The organism is Actinacidiphila cocklensis (assembly GCF_907177275.1).
GTDB lineage: Bacteria > Actinomycetota > Actinomycetes > Streptomycetales > Streptomycetaceae > Actinacidiphila > Actinacidiphila cocklensis.
This window is the reverse complement of sequence record NZ_CAJSLV010000045.1, coordinates 166035-183251: the sequence shown is the minus strand read 5'-3', so window position 1 is coordinate 183251 and position 17217 is coordinate 166035. Positions and strand designations below refer to the sequence as shown.

14 protein-coding genes are annotated in these 17217 nt (G+C 73.3%); 6 read left to right on the top strand and 8 right to left on the bottom strand.

Annotation, left to right across the window (positions count from 1 at the left end; genetic code table 11):
• Positions 1 to 561 precede the first annotated feature (561 nt).
• Entirely contained in the window at positions 562 to 1011 is a 450-nt protein-coding gene (locus NFU81_RS09390; RefSeq protein ID WP_251487324.1) for a PTS sugar transporter subunit IIA, read from the top strand.
• 11 nt (positions 1012 to 1022) lie between these two features.
• The gene (ptsP, locus tag NFU81_RS09385) at positions 1023 to 2693 is read left to right on the top strand and encodes a phosphoenolpyruvate--protein phosphotransferase (RefSeq protein ID WP_251487322.1); all 1671 of its coding nucleotides are present in this window, start codon (positions 1023 to 1025) and stop codon (positions 2691 to 2693) included.
• Between the two features lie 101 nt (positions 2694 to 2794).
• On the opposite strand, the gene NFU81_RS09380 is transcribed toward ptsP, so the two are convergent.
• Together NFU81_RS09380 and NFU81_RS09375 are read right to left on the bottom strand one after the other, a co-directional pair.
• Entirely contained in the window at positions 2795 to 3823 is a 1029-nt protein-coding gene (locus tag NFU81_RS09380) for a hypothetical protein (RefSeq protein WP_251487319.1), read from the bottom strand.
• A 31-nt stretch (positions 3824 to 3854) separates the two neighbouring features.
• A complete protein-coding gene (locus NFU81_RS09375; protein WP_251487316.1) occupies positions 3855 to 5189 on the bottom strand; it encodes an MFS transporter in 1335 nt (444 codons plus the stop codon).
• A 97-nt stretch (positions 5190 to 5286) separates the two neighbouring features.
• On the opposite strand from NFU81_RS09375, the gene NFU81_RS09370 reads away from it, so the two are divergent.
• Positions 5287 to 6615: an aminotransferase class I/II-fold pyridoxal phosphate-dependent enzyme gene (locus NFU81_RS09370; protein ID WP_251487313.1), complete on the top strand. Its 1329-nt coding sequence runs from the start codon at positions 5287 to 5289 to the stop codon at positions 6613 to 6615.
• Between the two features lie 57 nt (positions 6616 to 6672).
• Here NFU81_RS09370 and NFU81_RS09365 read toward each other — a convergent pair whose 3' ends face one another.
• Positions 6673 to 8691: an acetoacetate--CoA ligase gene (locus NFU81_RS09365; RefSeq protein WP_251487310.1), complete on the bottom strand. Its 2019-nt coding sequence runs from the start codon at positions 8689 to 8691 to the stop codon at positions 6673 to 6675.
• Between the two features lie 183 nt (positions 8692 to 8874).
• On the opposite strand from NFU81_RS09365, the gene NFU81_RS09360 reads away from it, so the two are divergent.
• Positions 8875 to 11274, top strand: a complete 2400-nt coding sequence (locus NFU81_RS09360; protein WP_251487308.1) for a glycoside hydrolase family 31 protein — start codon at positions 8875 to 8877, stop codon at positions 11272 to 11274.
• On the opposite strand, the gene NFU81_RS09355 is transcribed toward NFU81_RS09360, so the two are convergent.
• The 3 genes from NFU81_RS09355 to NFU81_RS09345 form a co-directional block, all read right to left on the bottom strand.
• Positions 11241 to 11807, bottom strand: coding sequence for an NUDIX domain-containing protein (locus tag NFU81_RS09355; protein ID WP_251487305.1), 567 nt, complete (start codon positions 11805 to 11807; stop codon positions 11241 to 11243). The genes NFU81_RS09360 and NFU81_RS09355 overlap by 34 nt on opposite strands.
• A 386-nt stretch (positions 11808 to 12193) precedes the next feature.
• Positions 12194 to 12337: a hypothetical protein gene (locus tag NFU81_RS09350; RefSeq protein WP_251487303.1), complete on the bottom strand. Its 144-nt coding sequence runs from the start codon at positions 12335 to 12337 to the stop codon at positions 12194 to 12196.
• A 12-nt stretch (positions 12338 to 12349) separates the two neighbouring features.
• The gene (locus NFU81_RS09345; protein ID WP_251487301.1) at positions 12350 to 12850 is read right to left on the bottom strand and encodes a DinB family protein; all 501 of its coding nucleotides are present in this window, start codon (positions 12848 to 12850) and stop codon (positions 12350 to 12352) included.
• Positions 12851 to 13000: 150 nt separating this feature from the next.
• Between NFU81_RS09345 and NFU81_RS09340 the strand changes: the two genes are divergently transcribed.
• Positions 13001 to 13954 (top strand): acyltransferase domain-containing protein, encoded by a 954-nt coding sequence (locus NFU81_RS09340; protein ID WP_251487299.1) that lies wholly within the window; start codon positions 13001 to 13003, stop codon positions 13952 to 13954.
• Between the two features lie 256 nt (positions 13955 to 14210).
• Positions 14211 to 15023 (top strand): M15 family metallopeptidase, encoded by an 813-nt coding sequence (locus tag NFU81_RS09335; RefSeq protein WP_251487297.1) that lies wholly within the window; start codon positions 14211 to 14213, stop codon positions 15021 to 15023.
• Here NFU81_RS09335 and NFU81_RS09330 read toward each other — a convergent pair.
• Positions 14948 to 16285, bottom strand: coding sequence for an adenylosuccinate synthetase (locus tag NFU81_RS09330; RefSeq protein WP_251487295.1), 1338 nt, complete (start codon positions 16283 to 16285; stop codon positions 14948 to 14950). The genes NFU81_RS09335 and NFU81_RS09330 overlap by 76 nt on opposite strands.
• Before the next feature lie 10 nt (positions 16286 to 16295).
• A complete protein-coding gene (locus tag NFU81_RS09325) occupies positions 16296 to 17207 on the bottom strand; it encodes a hypothetical protein (RefSeq protein WP_251487293.1) in 912 nt (303 codons plus the stop codon).
• Between the last annotated feature and the right edge of the window lie 10 nt (positions 17208 to 17217).

Below are 17217 nucleotides of genomic sequence, written 5' to 3'. Positions count from 1 at the left end.
TGTTAAGCACGCCGCCAGCGTTCGTCCTGAGCCAGGATCAAACTCTCCGTGAATGCTTCCGGGTAATCCCGGTGGCACACCACGCAAGAGCGGCACCCAGAGAGGAATAATCCCTGAGTGCACAGCGTCCTCGCTGTGTGTTTCTTCAAAGGAACCTCATCACGCACCACATAGGGCACGCGACGGGGTATCAACATATCTGGCGTTGACTTTTGGCACGCTGTTGAGTTCTCAAGGAACGGAAGCTTCCTTCGAGACCGTTTCACCGGCCCCTCCGGGCTTTCCCTTCGTTGTGTCTCCGACTTTAGCAGATGCTTTCCGGTCGGAATTACCAACCCCATTTCGAGAACACACGTTTCCGCAGTTCTCGTCGAGGCGGTCGTGCCAACCTACTCGACTCCCCTGCACGGAGCAAATCGGGGGTAGGGAACCGGACGGGCGTGCGACGGGTACGCCTGGGACGGAATCCCCACTTGACATGACTTAGGCTGCTCTCGCGGCTCGCCGTCCCGTGACAGGCTGTGACGGCGTTGTGATCTCCGCATCTAGGAGGCTTCCCCCATGACGACCGTTTCGTCTCCCCTCGCCGGCCGGGTCATCGGCCTCGCGGCAGTGCCCGACCCGGTGTTCTCCGGAGCGATGGTGGGTCCCGGTACCGCGATCGACCCGGTGCGCGAGTCCGGTGAGGCGGTATCTCCGGTCGACGGAGTGATCGTGTCCCTGCACCCGCACGCCTTTGTCGTCGTGGACGACGCCGGCCACGGTGTGCTGACCCATCTTGGCATCGACACGGTGCAGCTCAACGGCGAGGGTTTCGAGTTGCTGGTCGCGAAGGGCGACACCGTCGCCCGCGGTGATTCAGTGGTGCGCTGGGACCCGGCGGCCGTGGAGGCCGCGGGGAAGTCCCCGATCTGCCCGGTCGTCGCGCTGGAGGCCACGGCCGAGGCACTTGCGGACGTGGTCGAGTCCGCCGACGTGGCGGCCGGCGACACCCTTTTCAGCTGGAAGTAGGGCGGGGACCGATGGAGACAACGCTTCAGGGTGTCGGCGTCAGCCACGGTGTGGCGATCGGCGAGGTACGGCACATGGGTACGGCGGTCCTGGAGCCGCCGGCCAAGCAGATCGCTTCCGGTGACACCGCTCGTGAGCAGGGTCGTGCGAGGCAGGCCGTGGAAGCGGTGGCCGCCGACCTCAATGCGCGGGGGCATCTGGCCGGCGGTGAGGCGCAGGCGGTGCTCGAAGCCCAGGCGCTGATGGCACTCGACCCGGAGCTGATGGCCGATGTCGAGCGGAGGGTCGCGGTGGGGAGCACCGCGGAGCGCGCCGTGTACGACGCCTTCGCCTCCTACCGCGCCCTGCTCGCCGGTGCCGGCGAGTACCTGGCCGGGCGGGTCGCGGATCTCGACGACGTGCGCAACCGCATCGTGGCGCGGCTGCTGGGTGTGCCGATGCCGGGTGTGCCGGACAGCGACGAGCCGTATGTACTGATCGCCCGCGATCTGGCGCCGGCCGACACGGCGCTGCTGGACCCCACGCTGGTGCTGGGCTTCGTCACCGAGGAGGGCGGGCCGACCAGTCACAGCGCGATCCTCGCCCGTGCGCTGGGGGTTCCCGCCGTGGTGGCGCTGCCGGGCGCGGGTGAGCTGTCCGAGGGGACGGTGATCGCGGTGGACGGCAGTACGGGTGAGGTCTTCGTCCAGCCGAGTGCGGAGAAGCAGGCGGCGCTGACCGAGGCGGCTGCCGAGCGCAAGGCGGCGCTGGCCGCGGCGTCGGGTCCCGGCGTGACGTCGGACGGGCACAAGGTGCCGCTGCTGGCGAATGTCGGCGGTCCCGCCGACGTGCCGGCCGCTGTGGCCGCGGGTGCGGAGGGCGTGGGGCTCTTCCGTACCGAGTTCCTCTTCCTGGACGACTCGGCGACGGCTCCCTCGGAGGAGAAGCAGGTCGAGGCCTACCGGCAGGTGCTCGAGGCGTTCCCGGGCGGCCGGGTCGTGGTGCGGGTGCTGGACGCGGGCGCGGACAAGCCGCTGGACTTCCTGACGCCCGCGGACGAGCCGAACCCGGCACTGGGCGTGCGGGGTCTGCGCTCGCTTCTGGACCACCCGGAGGTGCTGGCCACCCAGCTGCGGGCGCTGGCCACGGCCTCCGCGGGGCTGCCGGTCTATCTGGAGGTCATGGCGCCGATGGTGGCGGACCGGCAGGACGCGAAGGCGTTCGCCGACGCCTGCCGTGCCGCGGGTCTCACGGCGAAGTTCGGCGCGATGGTGGAGATCCCGTCGGCTGCCCTGCGGGCCAGGTCGATCCTGCAGGAGGTCGAGTTCCTCTCGCTCGGCACGAACGACCTGGCGCAGTACACCTTCGCCGCCGACCGTCAGGTGGGTGCGGTGGCGCGCCTGCAGGACCCGTGGCAGCCCGCGCTGCTCGACCTGGTGGCGCTGGCCGCCGAGGCGGCAAAGGCCGAGGGGAAGAGCTGCGGGGTGTGCGGTGAGGCGGCTGCCGATCCGCTGCTCGCGTGTGTGCTGACGGGTCTGGGCGTCACCAGCCTTTCGATGGGTGCGGCGTCGATTCCTTACGTGCGGGCGACGTTGGCCAAGCACACGCTGGCGCAGTGCGAGCGGGCGGCGGCTGCGGCGCGGGCGACCGACAGCGCGGACGAGGCGCGGCGGGCCGTGCAGGGAGTGCTGTCCGGCGAGTAGTTCCGGACGTCCCCGGCAGGCCCGGGTCGGCTGTCCTGAAGGGCGTTCCACCTCATGGTGGGGCGCCCTTCAGGGCTGTGCGGCCGCCCGGCGCCCGGGTGTCATCTGGTGCCTGGCTCGTCGCCGGGCAGGGGCGGGGGAAGGGGCAGGCCCGCCCGGTAGCGGACGCCGGCTTCGGGTGGCACGGGGTCGCCGGTGTCGGGGTCGGTGCAGTAGGCGTTGAAGACCTCGGCCTCGGTGAGCGGGCGCGGGCCTTCCGGGTGCAGGGACCAGCCGTAGACGGTGTCGGCCCCTTCGTCGTCGGTCGTGCGCAGGACCAGGCCGCCCGGGCGGGCGCTGACGCGGGCGGCGGCCATGACGGTGCACAGCACGAGCGCCTCGGTGTCGGAAAGGTGGAGTTCGCCTTCGGTGTCGGCGGTGATGTGGGCGGTGGCCAGCAGGGAGTCGCCGTCGTCGGTGGGAAGGCTGCAGACGAGGTGGTGGGTGCCGGCTCCGGCTGCTTCGACGATGCGCAGCAGGGTGTGCGAGGCGAGGTCGAAGGCGCAGTGGGCGAGGGGTTGCGCGCAGTCGGGGCACTGGCCCGCGGCGATGAGGAGGTCGCCGGCGCGGTCCCAGGTGGCGCGGCGGTCGGCCTCGTGGGCGAGTTGGGTGCGCAGCAGCGCGAGGGGTTGGCGGGTGTAGCGGACGGCGGGTCCCGTGGTGCTGACCGCGGCCGTGTAGTGGATGCGGGAGGCCGGGGTGTCCGGCGGCCTGCGGGTGTCGGCGCAGTGGTCGGCGTAGCGGTCGGGGTCGAAGAGGGTGACGGCGATGCTGGTGCCCTGGGCGTGCAGGGAGCGCAGCAGCCCGTCCATGTGCCGCAGATACAGTCCGTAGTCGCGGAAGGGGAAGCTCGGGTATTCGGTCATGGCGGCGAAGTCGTGGTCGTCGAGCAGCAGTCCGACGACGGTGGGCGCTTCGCGGCGCAGGGCGCGGCGGTACGTGGTGCGGCCCGGCGGGCGATGGCGGTTTCGGCGTGCGGCTTTGCGCTTGCCGGTCCGGTTGCCCTGGCGGCCGGCCCTGCGGTCCGAGGTGCGGTTCGCGGCGCTGCTCGTGCCGCGGTCGGACCCGTCGGCGCTGCTGGTGCGTGCCATCTTTCCCCCTGTGAACGGATACGAGTGATCCCTACTGCTCACTGACTGTAATCGGCGCCACTGACAACGGGGGTTCCGCGACCGCGCCGCGGGGCTGGGAGAGGCGGCGCAGGACCAGGTGGCGCTGCAGGAGCGCGGCGCCGGCCAGGACGGCGCCGAAGCCGATCCAGCCGGCCGGTCCTGCCGCGATGACGACGGCGGTGAGCAGCAGCGGGCCGATGCAGCGGGAGGTGGACTGCGCGAGGCCGTGCACTCCGACGTAGCTGCCCTGGGCATGTGCGGGGGCGAGGCTGACGGACAGTTCCCACGAGACGGCGGACTGGATCATCTCCACCACGGTGAAGGCGATGGCGGAGGCCACGACGGCGACGGTCGCGGCCCACCGGGTGTCCAGGACCGCGACGGCCGTGACCGCACAGGCGAGCACGAACCAGACGGCGACCTGCCGCAGGGAGTCGGCGGCGACGCGTGCGGAGCTGCCGTAGCGGGCGAGGCGGACCTGGAGGAGGACGACCAGGACGGTGTTGACGACGAAGACCGCGGCGGCCAGGCCGTGCGGTGCCGTGGTGCGGGTGACGATCCACAGCGGGAGGCCGACGGTGAGCGCGCAGCCGTAGAGGAACATCACCGAGTCGAGTGCGGCATAGGCCAGGTAGCCGGCGTCGCGCCAGGGGTTGGCCGCGCCGGGCGGCGGCGCGGCGGCGGCGCCCTCTTCCTTTCCTGCCGCGGGTCCCGCGGCCGTGCGGGCGACGACGGTCCTGGTCGCGGAGGGCGGTTCCGCGCAGCGGGCGACCATCAGCGCGACGAGGACGAAGGACAGGCCGTCGCCGAGCAGCAGCAGCCGGTAGACGGCGGTGGTGCCCACGGCCAGGGCGGCGGAGGCGGCGAGGCCGCCGATGGTGTAGCCGACGTTGACGACGGTGCGCTGGACGGCCTGGTAGCGGGCGCGGTCCTGGCCCGCGACGCGGGCGGCGAAGAGCTTGGTGAGGACGGAGGCGGAGCGTTCGCCGAGGCTGCCGACGGCGACCAGCGGCAGGAGTTGCCAGAAGCCGTGGGCGGTCAGCAGCAGCAGTCCCGAGGCGGCGCGCAGGACCTGGACGGCGAAGAGCACGCGGGTGAGCGGCAGGCGGTCGGCGAGCCGGCCGGCCAGGGGTGCGCCCGCGATGCCGGCGACGCCGCCGAGGCCGAGCAGGAGTCCGGTCCTGCCGGTGTCGAGGCCCGCGACGACGACGAAGTAGAGGGCGGTGACCGAGACCCACAGGCCCGAGCCGATCTTGTCGACGAGGTTGATCCACAGCATCCGCCGGCCGTCGGGGCCGCCGGGTATCTCCGGGATCCTCAGTGCTCGTTGTGCCCGCTCGATCATCGGTGCCCCCTGCACGGCGTCACGTCCTCGGCTCGGCGGTGGCGTGCGGCCGGACGGGCACTTGCCACCGCGTTTGTATTGATACATACTTTGCTCTGTGCCGACACAATATGCGATCCAGGGTGCGACAGCCAGGGAGATTTCCGCCTCGGCCGAACGCGCGGTCACCGAGGGCCTGTTGCGGCCCGGCGAGGCACTGCCGCCGGTGCGCGCCCTCGCCGACGCCCTCGGGGTGAGCCCGGGCACGGTGGCGACGGCGTACAAGGAACTGCGGCGCCGCGGCATCGTGGTGACCCGGGGCCGGGGCGGGACGGTGGTGGCGCCGGCGCCCGTGGTGACCTCGCGGCGGCCGCCGCGGGTGCCGTCGGGGCTGCGCGACCTGGCCGGCGGGCACCCCGATCCGGCCTTCCTGCCCGACCTGGTGCCGCCCGGCCGGCTGTCGCCGGGCGCGCGCTCGCACCGGGCGGCGCCGCGGCTGCCGGAACTGGAGGAGCTGTGCCGCGCGTGGTTCGCGCGGGACGGGGTGCCGCACGAGCAGGTGACCTTCGCGCACGGGGCACTCGACTGCATCTCACGGCTGCTGTCGGTGGAGCTGCGGCCGGGCGACGCGGTCGCGGTGGAGGACCCTGGATTCCACCATCTGCTGGACCTCGTACCGGCGTTGGGGATGCGTACGGTCGCGGTGCCGGTGGACGACGAGGGGTTGCGCCCGGAGGGGCTGCGGGCCGCGCTGCGGGCCGGGGCGCGGGCGGTGGTGCTGTGCCCGCGGGCGCAGAACCCGTACGGCTCGCGGATGTCGGCGGCCCGCAGGGCGGAGCTGCTCGCGGTGCTGGCCGACGCGCCCGAGGTGCTGGTGGTGGAGGACGACCACAGCGCGGACACCGCGGGCGGCCCGCTGCACTCGCTGGTCACCGCGGGCGCCGGAGGGCCGCCGCGCTGGGCGCACGTCCGCACCGTCTCCAAGCACCTGGGCACCGACCTGCGGTGGACTGCCATGGCCTGCGACGCGACCACGCTGGCCCGGCACGACGGCCGGCTGCTGCTGACCTCGGGATGGATCAGCCATGTGCTGCAGGAGACGGTCGTACGGCTGATGGCCGACCCGGCCACCGGCGCGCTGGTGGCCGAGGCGGCGGTGGCGTACCGGGAGCGCCGCGAGGCGCTGATCGGCGCACTCGCGGATCGCGGGATCGGGGCGCACGGGGTCAGCGGGTTCAACGTGTGGGTGCCGGTGCGGGACGAGTCGGCGGTCGTCAACGGGCTGCGCTCGCACGGCTGGTGGGTGGCCGGCGGCGCCCGCTTCCGGATCTCCGCCGCGCCGGGGGTGCGGATCACCACCGCGGAACTGGCGGTGCAGCACGCGGCACGGCTGGCCGGTGACTTCGCAGGCGTGCTGGCCGAGACCCTGAACACCTACGGAGGTTGACGGGCCGCGGGGGCCGGCCCCGCGGCCCGCACCGGCCTGCCCTGCGCGAAGACGCCGCTACGGGCGGCCCGCGGCGCGTTCCGCGCCCAGCCGCTCGTAGAAGCGCAGCACGTCGAGGTCGTCCACCGAGCCGGGGTTGACGGCCTTGTCCAACTCGGCCCCCTGCAGCAGCCGTTTGACCGGGACCTCGATGCGCTTGCCGGTGAGGGTGTGCGGCACTCCGGGCACCGCCACGATCTCGTCGGGCACATGGCGCGGGGACAGCTGGGCGCGGATCGCGTCGTTGACCCGGGCGCGCAGCTCGTCGGTCAGTTCGGCGCCCTCCGCGAGCTGCACGAACAGCGGCATCCAGTAGCCGCCGTCCGGCTCCTCGATCCCGATGACCAGGGACTCGCGGATCTCCGGGAGGCGTTCGACGACCTCGTAGATGTCGGCGGAACCCATGCGTACGCCCTGCCGGTTGAGCGTGGAGTCGGACCTGCCGTGGATGACCACGGTGCCGCGCGAGGTGAGGGTGATCCAGTCGCCGTGCCGCCACACGCCGGGGAACATCTCGAAGTAGCTCTCCCGGTAGCGGTCGCCGTCCGGGTCGTTCCAGAAGTGCACCGGCATCGACGGCATCGGGTTGGTGACGACCAGTTCGCCGACCTCGTCCACGACCGGCCTGCCCTGGGCGTCCCAGGCCTGCAGGTCGGTGCCGAGGCACGCGGCCTGCAGCTCACCGATGTACACCGGCAGCGTCGGCACTCCCCCGGCGAAGCAGCTGCACACGTCGGTGCCGCCGCTGACCGAGGCGATCCACAGGTCCTCCGCGACCTCGTCGTGCAGCCAGCGGAAGCCGTCGGGCGGCAGCGGCGAGCCGGTGGTCGCCACGCAGCTGACCCGCGACAGGTCGAAGTCGCGGCCCGGGTGCACACCGGCCTTGCGGCAGGCGATGACGTACGCGGCCGAGGTGCCGAACACGGTGGTGCCGGTCTGCTCGGCGACCCGCCACTGCGCCTCGATCGCCGGGTAGCCGGGGCTGCCGTCGTAGAGGACCACGGTGGCGCCGGCCAGCAGCCCCGACACCAGGAAGTTCCACATCATCCAGCCGGTGGAGGTGTACCAGAAGAAGCGGTCGTCGGGGCCGAGGTCGAGGTGCAGCCCGGTCTGCTTGAGGTGTTCGAGCAGGATGCCGCCCTGGGACTGGACGATCGCCTTGGGCAGCCCGGTGGTGCCCGACGAGTACAGCACCCACAGCGGGTGGTCGAACGGCACCTGCTCGTAGGACGGTTGCGGGTCGTCGGCGACCAGGTCCCGCCATTCCAGGGCGCCCTCGGGCGCCGGGGTGCCCAGCAGCGGGATGTGCACGGTCGCGCGCAGCGAGGGCAGCCCGGCCCGGGTCTCGGCGACGACGCCGGTCCTGTCGTGCTCCTTGCCGCCGTAGCGGTAGCCGTCGACGGTGAACAGCACGACGGGTTCGACCTGCTGGAAGCGGTCCAGGACGCTGCGGGCGCCGAAGTCGGGGGCGCACGAGGTCCACACCCCGCCGACCGCGGCGGTGGCGAGCAGCGCGATGGCGGCCTGCGGGATGTTGGGCAGGTAGCCGCTGACCCGGTCGCCGGGGGTGACGCCGAGCCGGCGCAGCGCCGCGGCGAGCGAGGCGACCTGCCGGGACAGCTCGGCCCAGCTCAGGACGCCGGTCTCCATGGTCTCGTCGACGTGCAGCACGGCGGGCAGCTCGGCGCGTGCGGTGTCCAGGGCGGGCCGCAGCGCGTGCTCCGCGTAGTTGACGGTCGCGCCGGGGAACCAGCGGGCGCCGGGCATCGAGGCGTCGGCCAGGACCGTGCCGGAGGAGGTGCCGAAGCGGACGTCGTACCACTGCGTCAGCGCCTGCCAGAAGGTGCCGGTCTCGCGCACCGACCAGGCGTGCAGGGCGGCGTAGCTGCCCTGCGGGTCGTCGGCGATGACGGCGGGGGCGCCGTGCCGCTCGTGCGCCCAGCTCTGGAAGCGGGTCACCGCGGCCCGGGCGACACGCTCAGGTCCCGGGGTCCACAGGGCTTCCGGCGCACGGTCGGCTTCGGTCTTGCTTGTCATCGGGCGGCTCCAGGACGGTCCACGGCACGGCTGGTCAGGACGATGCCATGGCGGCGGCCACCGCGCCAGGGCGGCCGTCCACAGGTGCGCGGGCGCCGATGTGTGGGCGCGGACCGCACACAGAAGGTGAACACCGGCCGAACGATCGGCGTGGCGGGCGCGCACAGTGGAAAGGTGGGAGTCATGGATGCTCGGGACCTGCTGCGGTCGGTACGGATGGCGGGTTCCGCCCAGGGGCGGCGTTCTGCCAGGTCGGCGTGGCGCCGGCAGCGGATCGACGCACGCGATCTGCCGCCGGAGGCGCGCGGCGGGGAGCGGGCGCGGGTGCCGGGGACGGCGCTGGAGGTCGAGCCGCTGCCGGGCGGCGGCACGGTGCGCTTCGCCCGTTCGGTGCTGCGGGTGCGGGTCGGGGTGGGCGGCGCGGTCTTCTGCGGCTGGGACGGTGCGGAGCCCGAGCCGTCGTACGCGGTGGCGGGCACCCAGAAGTGGGGCTCGCCGCGGGAGCGGCCGTCCGGCGGCTGCCCCGAGGCGGACCCGCGGGCGGTCCTCGAACCCGACCCGGACGGCTGGCGGGTGGTCTCCGAGCGGGTGACGGTGCGCGTCTCACGGCACGGCGCGGTGGAGATCCGCACCCCCGGCGGCAGGCTGCTGCGCCGCGAGCTGCCGCCGCGCTGGTGGGACCCGGTGGGCGCGGAGGAGGGGCAGGGCGCGGCGCGCTGGGTGCAGCGCTCGGAGACGCCGGCCGACGCCCGCGTCTACGGTCTGGGCGGCCGGGCCGCCGGGCCGCGGCTGGCGGCGGGCACCTACCGGTTGTGGAACACCGACCCGGGGGGCTCCTTCGAGCCCGGCGACGACCCGCTGTACATCACGATGCCGGTGCAGCTGGTGGTCGCCGACGAGGGCTGCCATCTGGTCTTCCACGACAACACCTGGGACGGCCGGGTCACGCTGCGGGACGGCGAGGAGGGCGCGGGCTCGGGGCACGACCGGCGGGGCGGCTGCGAGGTGCGGATGGACGGCGGCCCGCTGCGCTACTGGGTGATCACCGGTACGCCGTCCCGGGTGATGGCCGGCTGGACCGCGCTGACCGGGCGGCCCGCGGTGCCGCCGCGCTGGGCGCTCGGCCCGCACCACTCGCGGTGGGGCTTCGGCAGCGCGCAGGAGGTCCGCAGGGTCGTCGCCGGCTACCGCGAGCGCGGTCTGCCGCTGTCGGCGGTGCACCTGGACATCGACCACTTCGACGGCCACCGGATCTTCACCGCCGACCCGGTGCGCTTCCCGGACCTGCCGGGCCTGGCACGGGAACTGGCCGGGCAGGGGGTGCGCCTGGTGTCGATCGTGGACCCCGCGGTGAAGGCCGAGCCGGGCCTCGCCGCCTACGACGGGGGCCGGGCGGTGGACGCGTTCGTGCGGGACGCGCGCGGCCAGGAGGTGCGGGGCGTGGTGTGGCCGGGCGACGCGGTCTTCCCCGACTTCACCGACCCCGAGGTGCGCCGGTGGTGGGGCGGTCTGTACGCGGAGCGGCTCGCGCAGGGCTTCGCCGGGGTGTGGCACGACATGAACGAGCCGGTGTCCTTCGCCGCGTTCGGCGACGCCACCCTGCCGCGTTCGGCCCGGCACGCGCTGGACGGCCGCGGCGGCGACCACCGCGAGGCGCACAACGTCTACGCCCTGGGGATGGCCCGCGCCGGATACGAGGGCCTGTGCGAACTGCGGCCCGAGCAGCGCCCGTTCCTCTTCTCCCGGTCGGGCTGGGCGGGCATGCAGCGATACGGCGGCAGCTGGTCGGGCGACGTGGCGACCGGCTGGGCGGGGCTGCGGGCGTCGCTGGCGCTGGTGCTGGGGCTCGGCCTGTGCGGGGTGCCCTACTCCGGTCCCGACGTCGGCGGTTTCACCGGGTCGCCGTCGCCCGAGCTGTACCTGCGCTGGTTCCAGCTGGGTGCGTACCTGCCGTTCTTCCGTACGCACTCGGCGATCGACGCGGGACGCCGCGAGCCGTGGGAGTTCGGCGAGCAGGTGCTGGAGCACGCCAGGGCGGCGCTGGCCGAACGGGCCAGGCTGCTGCCGTACCTGGTCACCCTGGCGCATGTCGCGCACCGCACCGGGGCGCCGTACGTGCGGCCGCTGTGGTGGAACTCGCCCGGCGACCGGGCGCTGCGGGAGTGCGGCGACGCCTTCCTGCTGGGCGACTCGCTGCTGGTCGCACCGGTCCTCGAACCGGGCGCGACGAGCCGGGCGGTCCGGCTGCCGCGGGGACTCTGGTACGACACCGCGACCGGCGAGCCGCACCGCGGGCGTACGCAGGTGCTGCTCGACGCGCCGCTGGGGCGGATACCGGTGCTGGCCAGGGCGGGCGCCGTACTGCCGGTCGCCGGTGACGACGGCACCACCGAGCTGGAGGTGTGGGCGCCGCGGCAGGGGCGTACCGGCGGCGGTGTGGTCTTCACCGGGGACCCCGAGGGGTGGGCCAAGCCGCGGATGGAGCGCTTCGTGTCGCGGTGGGAGGACGGCGCGGTGGTCGTCGAGCGGGACGGCGGGGCGGCGCCCGCCTACACCGTGCGGATGCGCGGCGCCGCGTCGTAGCCGCCGGCGAACCAGCGGCGGACCGCCAGGGTGTGCAGCGGGAAGCCCAGCTCCTGCGGTGCGTGCAGGAGCTGGTGGCCCTCGGTCTCGTCGGTGGCCGCGGACGGCGGCAGTTCGCCGGCGTCGCGCTGCGGCAGCAGCCCGAACAGCAGCAGGTAGCCGCCGGCCTCGTCGGTGAGGGCGTCTGCGAGCACGACGTCGGAGGCGGCCGCGGTGATGCCGGTCTCCTCGGCCAGTTCGCGGGTGACGGCGTGCTCCCAGCTCTCGCCGTGGTCGATGAAGCCGCCGGGCAGCGCGAGTTCGCCGCGGCTCGGCTCGATGGTGCGGCGGATGACGACGAGCCCGGTGCCCTGCGGGCCGCGGACCGGCAGCAGGGCGACGGCGACCGGCAGCGGGTTGCGGTATGCGAAGGTGCCGCAGGCCGGGCAGCGGCGCGGCCAGCCGGCATCGGCCGGGTAGCGGTTACCGCACGCGGAGCAGTGCGAGTTCTTCACCGGGGGCGTCGTCGGGGGCTCGGGAGCGGCAGCGGACACGCCCGGACTGTATCGGATCTTCGGCGACACCAGCCGTCACCGCCGCGAGCACACACCGCCGCACGCGACGTGATCGGCGGGCGCGCAGGCTGTGTTCCACAACGCGCACGAGGTCGAAGCCGTACGACGGCACGGGCGTCCACCGGTCACCCAGGGTGTGGTCGAGTACCCGTTGCGCAGCCCTGTCACCCACCATGGGAGGCTCGGCGCCGTCCCTGCCGGCGCCGCCGTCCGGCGGTGCGGCCACCGGGACTTCGCCTCCTCGGTCCTCCCGGCCGGTCGCGCGGGCCGTGCGAGGACGCCGCCCGCCGGACCAGGGCCGGGGATGCCTGATTCGCGGACGCAGGCCGGGAATCCACGTTGGTGCCGCCGTCGAAGCGGCGCGTTCAGGCCCGGAACTCCTCGGCGGTCGCGGGCAGTCGCATCCGCGGCAGGTGCGATTCGGTGCCGGCCTGGACGACGAGCGCGCAGAACTCGTCGTGGTGAGCCGGTGGGCGGGTGCAGTTCGCCTCGTGGGGCATTTTGACCACGGGCAAACAGTCCTAGCGCGGGCCGAGGCCGGTGCGGCCGTCGAGCAGTTCGCGCGCGGCGTCCAGGTGGCCGAGATGCCGGGCCGTCTCCTCGATCATGTGGAGAACGATCCCGCGCAGATCGGCGACCTCGTCATGCGGGTCGCTGCCGTGCCGCCCGACCGGCTTCGCGTCCAGCGGCGTGACGGCCAGCAGGGCATTGCCCCGCTCACACTGCTCCCGGTAGAAGGCGAACACCTCCGCGACCGGATGCGCCGAAGACATCAGCTCCTCGTCGTCGTCAGGCCACGGCGCGTCGGCCGTGCTTCCGGAGAAGAACCTTTGGAACCAGTGGCGTTCGGCATAACCGAGATGCTTGATCAACCCGAGCGGCGTCCAACCCGAGGGCATGACCGAGGTCCGCAACTGCTCGTCGGTCAGCCCGTCGAGGATCGCCAGCGCACTGGTCCGCTGGGCGTCGAGGAAGTGCTGCAGGACAACAGCTTCCGCGGTCATCGTGCTGGTGGGAGCCATGATCGTCCTCTCGGTTGACGCGGCCTTGATCGGACGCCCGGCGGACAATCCTAGATCCGCGGAACGCGGGATCCCAGCCGCCCGTGCCGGGGCTGATACCTGTTCCCACGGCCGGCCTGCGCCACCCCACCGGCCGGTAGGGTGGCTCGCGTGGATCTGGACGCCGTCGCCGCCAGGCTCGGAGTACCCGTCGAGGACGTCGACCGCGTGCACCGGCTCGCCGGCGACCGCCCGTCGGCTCCGCTGCCCGCCAAGGCCGACGCGCCCGCGATCCTCGACCGGCTCGCGGTGCGGCCGGACGACGCCGCGGAAATCATGGAGGGCTGGCCGGATCCCGGCTCCCCGCTGTGGATTCCGGAGCTGCGCTGGCTGCTCGACCGCTCGATCGCCCTGGTCCGCGCCGACCTCGGGGGCCACGACTGGCTGCCGCCCGGTCCCGCGCTGCCGCGCGCACGAGGCCCCGCCTGGCGGCATCTCTACGTGTACGCGTACCTGGCCCTGGTCGATGTCGCCACGGGCTACCACCGCGAACACGGCATCACCGATGCCGTGTCGGGGGCAACCCTCGCGGACCTGGGGCGCAACCTCGCGGTCGACCGGCGAATGCACCGCGAGGGCTGGCCGGTCATGCAGAGCTGGCTGACGCTGCACGCACGCGGCGGCCTCTACGAGCTGGGCCGGCTGCAGTACCAGCGCGGCAGCACCGCCATCGGCCTGCACATCCCCGAGTCGGGGCCGATGACCCCGGAGGCGGTCGCCGCGTCGCTCGACGAGGCCCGCGCGTTCTTCCCGCGCCACTTCCCCGACGAGCGCTACACGGCCTTCTCCTGCGGCTCGTGGCTGCTCGACCCGCAACTGCTGGAGTACCTGCCCGCGGACTCCAACATCGTCCGGTTCCAGCAGAGGTTCGAGCTGGAGCCGTACGAGGAGCCGGAGGGGCTGGACGCCGACGTCGAGGTACTGCGGTTCGTGTTCCGCACCCTGACCACGCCGCTCGACCGCCTGCCGCGCCGCACCGCGCTCCAGCGCGCGGTGGCCGACCACCTCAAGGCCGGCCGCCACTGGTACTGGCACCGCGGCCACTTCCCGATCTCGGGCCGGTAGCTGCGACGCTGTGAGCCAGTGGGCGTTCGCCGCGATGAACTCCCGCATGCCGACAGTCAGGTGGAGCCGCACGTTGTCCCAGACCGACACGACAGGGCCGCCGAGCCAGGTGCCGGCGCGCGGCACCCGGTTCGACCCCGCTGGTGCGGGCCGGCGCGGATACCGGCTCTGACCAGGGTCGAGATATGGGCGACAGACGAGTCGGACTGTATGCGATCACTGTCGCGGCTGGCCCGGGAAGTGATAGGTCATGGGGATGCCGAAACTCACCTCTTTACTGCGAGCCCTCGTCCTGCCCCTCGCCACACTGGTCGCGGTCGCCGCGGGCGGCCCCGCCCAGGCGCGTGCGGCACGGCCCGCGCACCCCGAGCCCAAGGCGCCCGCGCAGTTCGTCGCGCTGCGGGACGTGGACCCCACGATCATCCAGGAGATGCGGTACTTCACCCCGCACAACTTCACCGGGGCGCCCATCGACGGATACCGGGCGCCGATGTGCATCCTGACCAGAGCCGCGGCCGAGGGCCTGCACCGGGCGCAGGTGCGGCTGCTGCGCAGCGGCTACTCCCTCAAGGTCTACGACTGCTACCGGCCGCAGCGGGCCGTCGACACCTTCGTCTCCTGGGCGGAGGACCTGGACGACACGACGATGAAGGCGGAGTTCTACCCCCAGGTCGACAAGACCCGGTTGTTCGCGGACGGTTACATCGCCGCGAAATCCGGGCACAGCCGCGGCAGCACCATGGACCTGACGGTCGTCCCGCTGCCGGCCAGGCCCACCCGCCCCTACCGACCGGGTGAGCCCCTGACACCCTGCTACGGGCCGCAGGACCAGCGCTTCCCCGACAACTCGCTGGACATGGGCACCGGTTTCGACTGCTTCGACACCCTCGCCCACACCCTCGACCCGCGGATCCAGGGCGTCCAGCACGCCAACCGGATGCTGCTGATGGACGCGATGCAGGGGTTCACCAATCTGCCCGAGGAGTGGTGGCACTACACGCTCAACGCCGAGCCCTTCCCCGACACGTACTTCGACTTCCCCATCGACCGCAGGTCGTTGACCCCCTGACGGGCGGGGCCTGAGGACTCCAGCAGCACCGGCGCCCCGAGCAGTGACCCGATCGCCTCGCTCCAGTGGCGCGGGTCACGGCCCGGGGTGTCCCACAGCGCCGGCGCCGCGCGCAGCAGCCTCCCGGTCAGCTCCGCCTGCCGTGCCAGGTCGCCGGGCGGCCCGGCCGGCAGGCGTTCCACCAGGTCGCCGTCGATCCCGTAGGCGCGGCAGATCCGCAGGCCCCGGCAGCGGCGGGGCGCATCCAGGTGGGTGACGGCCAGCGCGTCCACTCCCCCGCAGACCTCGGCCGCGTAGGTGTGCGCGACCGCGTCGAAGTGGCCGATGCGGAAGGCGCCCTGCCAGCGGCCGTGGCCGTTGTGCGGCTCCGGCAGTGCCGCGGTCAGCTCGGGGTCCTCGGTGACCAGCGGCCCGGGGCCGTGCCGGGTGGTGTACGTGCGCACCACGCCGAGCCGCAGCCCCTCCCCGGCCGCGCCCGCCTCGGCCAGCAGCGTCTCGGCGTTGGCGAAGGTGGTGGTCGACCAGGTCGTGTACGGGTGGAAGCCGTGCCATTCGTCGAGCAGTACTCCCTGGGCGCCCTCGAAGACCAGCGGCCCGCGGGCGGCCAGTTCGCGCAGCCGGGTGCCGTCGGTGAGCCGTACGGCCCGCGCGAAGGACGTGTAGGCCTCGGCGCACGCCTCCACCGGCGGTGCGGCCAGCGGTCCCAGCTCGTCGGTGAGCCGGTCCCGCAGCAGCCGCAGCCGGCTCAGCAGCCGGGGGCGTGACGCGCAGTCGCCCGCCGTCGGCTCGTCGCCCGCGTGGGCGAGGGTGTACCGCGTGGTCTCCCCCACCCCCATCCCGCACGAGCCGTGCCTGGCCTCGCCCCTGGCCAGCTCGCGCAGCCGGCCCGCGGCCGCGTGGTAGGGCGTGGTCAGCGGCGCGTCGCGGTCGACGGCGAGCAGGGCGTACGGGTCGGGCACGCCCAGCGCCCGCAGGTGGTCGGCCTCCGCGGCCAGCGCGAGCGGGTCCACCGCGGTGAACCGCGACAGCTGGGTGGGCACTCCGTGCAGGGTGCCGGAGCCGAACTGGGCGAAGGTGTGGTGGCGGCCGTCTGCGGTGACGACGTTGTGGGCGGCCTGCGCGCCGCCGTTGAAGCGGACGACGGCGGCGACACCGCCGGCCCGGCAGAGCCGGTCGACGGTGGCGCCCTTGCCCGCATCGCCGAAGCCGAGGTCGGCGACGAGGGTGTGCCGCCGGTCTCCCGAGGCTCGGGTGGCGCCCATCACCGGCCCGTCACCGGCCCGACAGTGCCCGCGCCACGGTGTCCACCGCCGTGGAGCCGACGTCGGCCAGATCGGCGAGGCCGGTGGCCAGGTCGATGGCCTCCTCGCCGAGGCCGACCGTCAGGGCGATGGTCTCGCAGACCGCGTCGAGGTCGTCCAGCTCGATCACGTTCTGGCCCAGCAGGCGGCGCCACAGGGTGAGGACCTCGGGGTTGCCCGCGTAGGAGGTGCCGGCGGGGAGGATGTAGTGGACGTGGAACTTGCGCTTCAGCTCGGCCAGGATGTCCTGGACGGGAATGTCGTGGCGGATCGTCTCGCCGAGGACGGCCTGCACCTCGCGGGCCTTGACCTTGCCGTAGGGCATCTCGTCGCCGATGAGGAAGAGGTAGCCGCGGCGGCCGCGCTTGGTGTGGCAGTCGAGTTCGGTGTGCCGGGCCATGGCGTAGAGGGCGAGTTCGTACGACTCGGTCATCTGGCCGCCGCCTCCGCCCTCCAGCAGGATGTTGCCGAGGTCGTCGTCCATCCGGTTGTCGGACTCGAACTGGCCGAGCTGCAGCGGGACCCGGTCGCAGGTGGCGTCGCCGACCGCGCCGAAGAGGATCTGCGGGTCGCGGACGTAGCCCTTGCGCAGCAGCAGGCCGAACAGGTCGGGCAGCTTGGTCTGCAAGGTGCGCGGGACGCCGCCCATGGAGCCGGTGACGTCGAAGAGGACCGCGATGGCCAGGGAGTCCGGGTGTTCGTCGGAGTCCCGGCTCTCCCTGACGGTCAGGCCGTGCGGGTCGAGCGACTGGTGTGCGCGCCAGGTGTGCCGGGGCGCGCTGTGCCTGACGTGGTCGCTGTACGCGAACGCGTCGGTGCCGGCGGCCGCGCGGTAGCGCGCGGCGGCGTCGTAGACGTTGGTGGACCAGCTTCCGCTGCCCATGGTCGTCCCC

Excerpts from the sequence above, each read along its gene's own strand:
- NFU81_RS09390 (WP_251487324.1), top strand. The coding sequence starts at position 562 with ATGACGACCGTTTCGTCTCCCCTCGCCGGCCGGGTCATCGGCCTCGCG.
- ptsP (WP_251487322.1), top strand. The coding sequence starts at position 1,023 with ATGGAGACAACGCTTCAGGGTGTCGGCGTCAGCCACGGTGTGGCGATC.
- NFU81_RS09380 (WP_251487319.1), bottom strand. The coding sequence starts at position 3,823 with ATGGCACGCACCAGCAGCGCCGACGGGTCCGACCGCGGCACGAGCAGC.
- NFU81_RS09375 (WP_251487316.1), bottom strand. The coding sequence starts at position 5,189 with ATGATCGAGCGGGCACAACGAGCACTGAGGATCCCGGAGATACCCGGC.
- NFU81_RS09365 (WP_251487310.1), bottom strand. The coding sequence starts at position 8,691 with ATGACAAGCAAGACCGAAGCCGACCGTGCGCCGGAAGCCCTGTGGACC.
- NFU81_RS09360 (WP_251487308.1), top strand. The coding sequence starts at position 8,875 with ATGGATGCTCGGGACCTGCTGCGGTCGGTACGGATGGCGGGTTCCGCC.
- NFU81_RS09345 (WP_251487301.1), bottom strand. The coding sequence starts at position 12,850 with ATGGCTCCCACCAGCACGATGACCGCGGAAGCTGTTGTCCTGCAGCAC.
- NFU81_RS09335 (WP_251487297.1), top strand. The coding sequence starts at position 14,211 with ATGCCGAAACTCACCTCTTTACTGCGAGCCCTCGTCCTGCCCCTCGCC.
- NFU81_RS09330 (WP_251487295.1), bottom strand. The coding sequence starts at position 16,285 with ATGGGCGCCACCCGAGCCTCGGGAGACCGGCGGCACACCCTCGTCGCC.
- NFU81_RS09325 (WP_251487293.1), bottom strand. The coding sequence starts at position 17,207 with ATGGGCAGCGGAAGCTGGTCCACCAACGTCTACGACGCCGCCGCGCGC.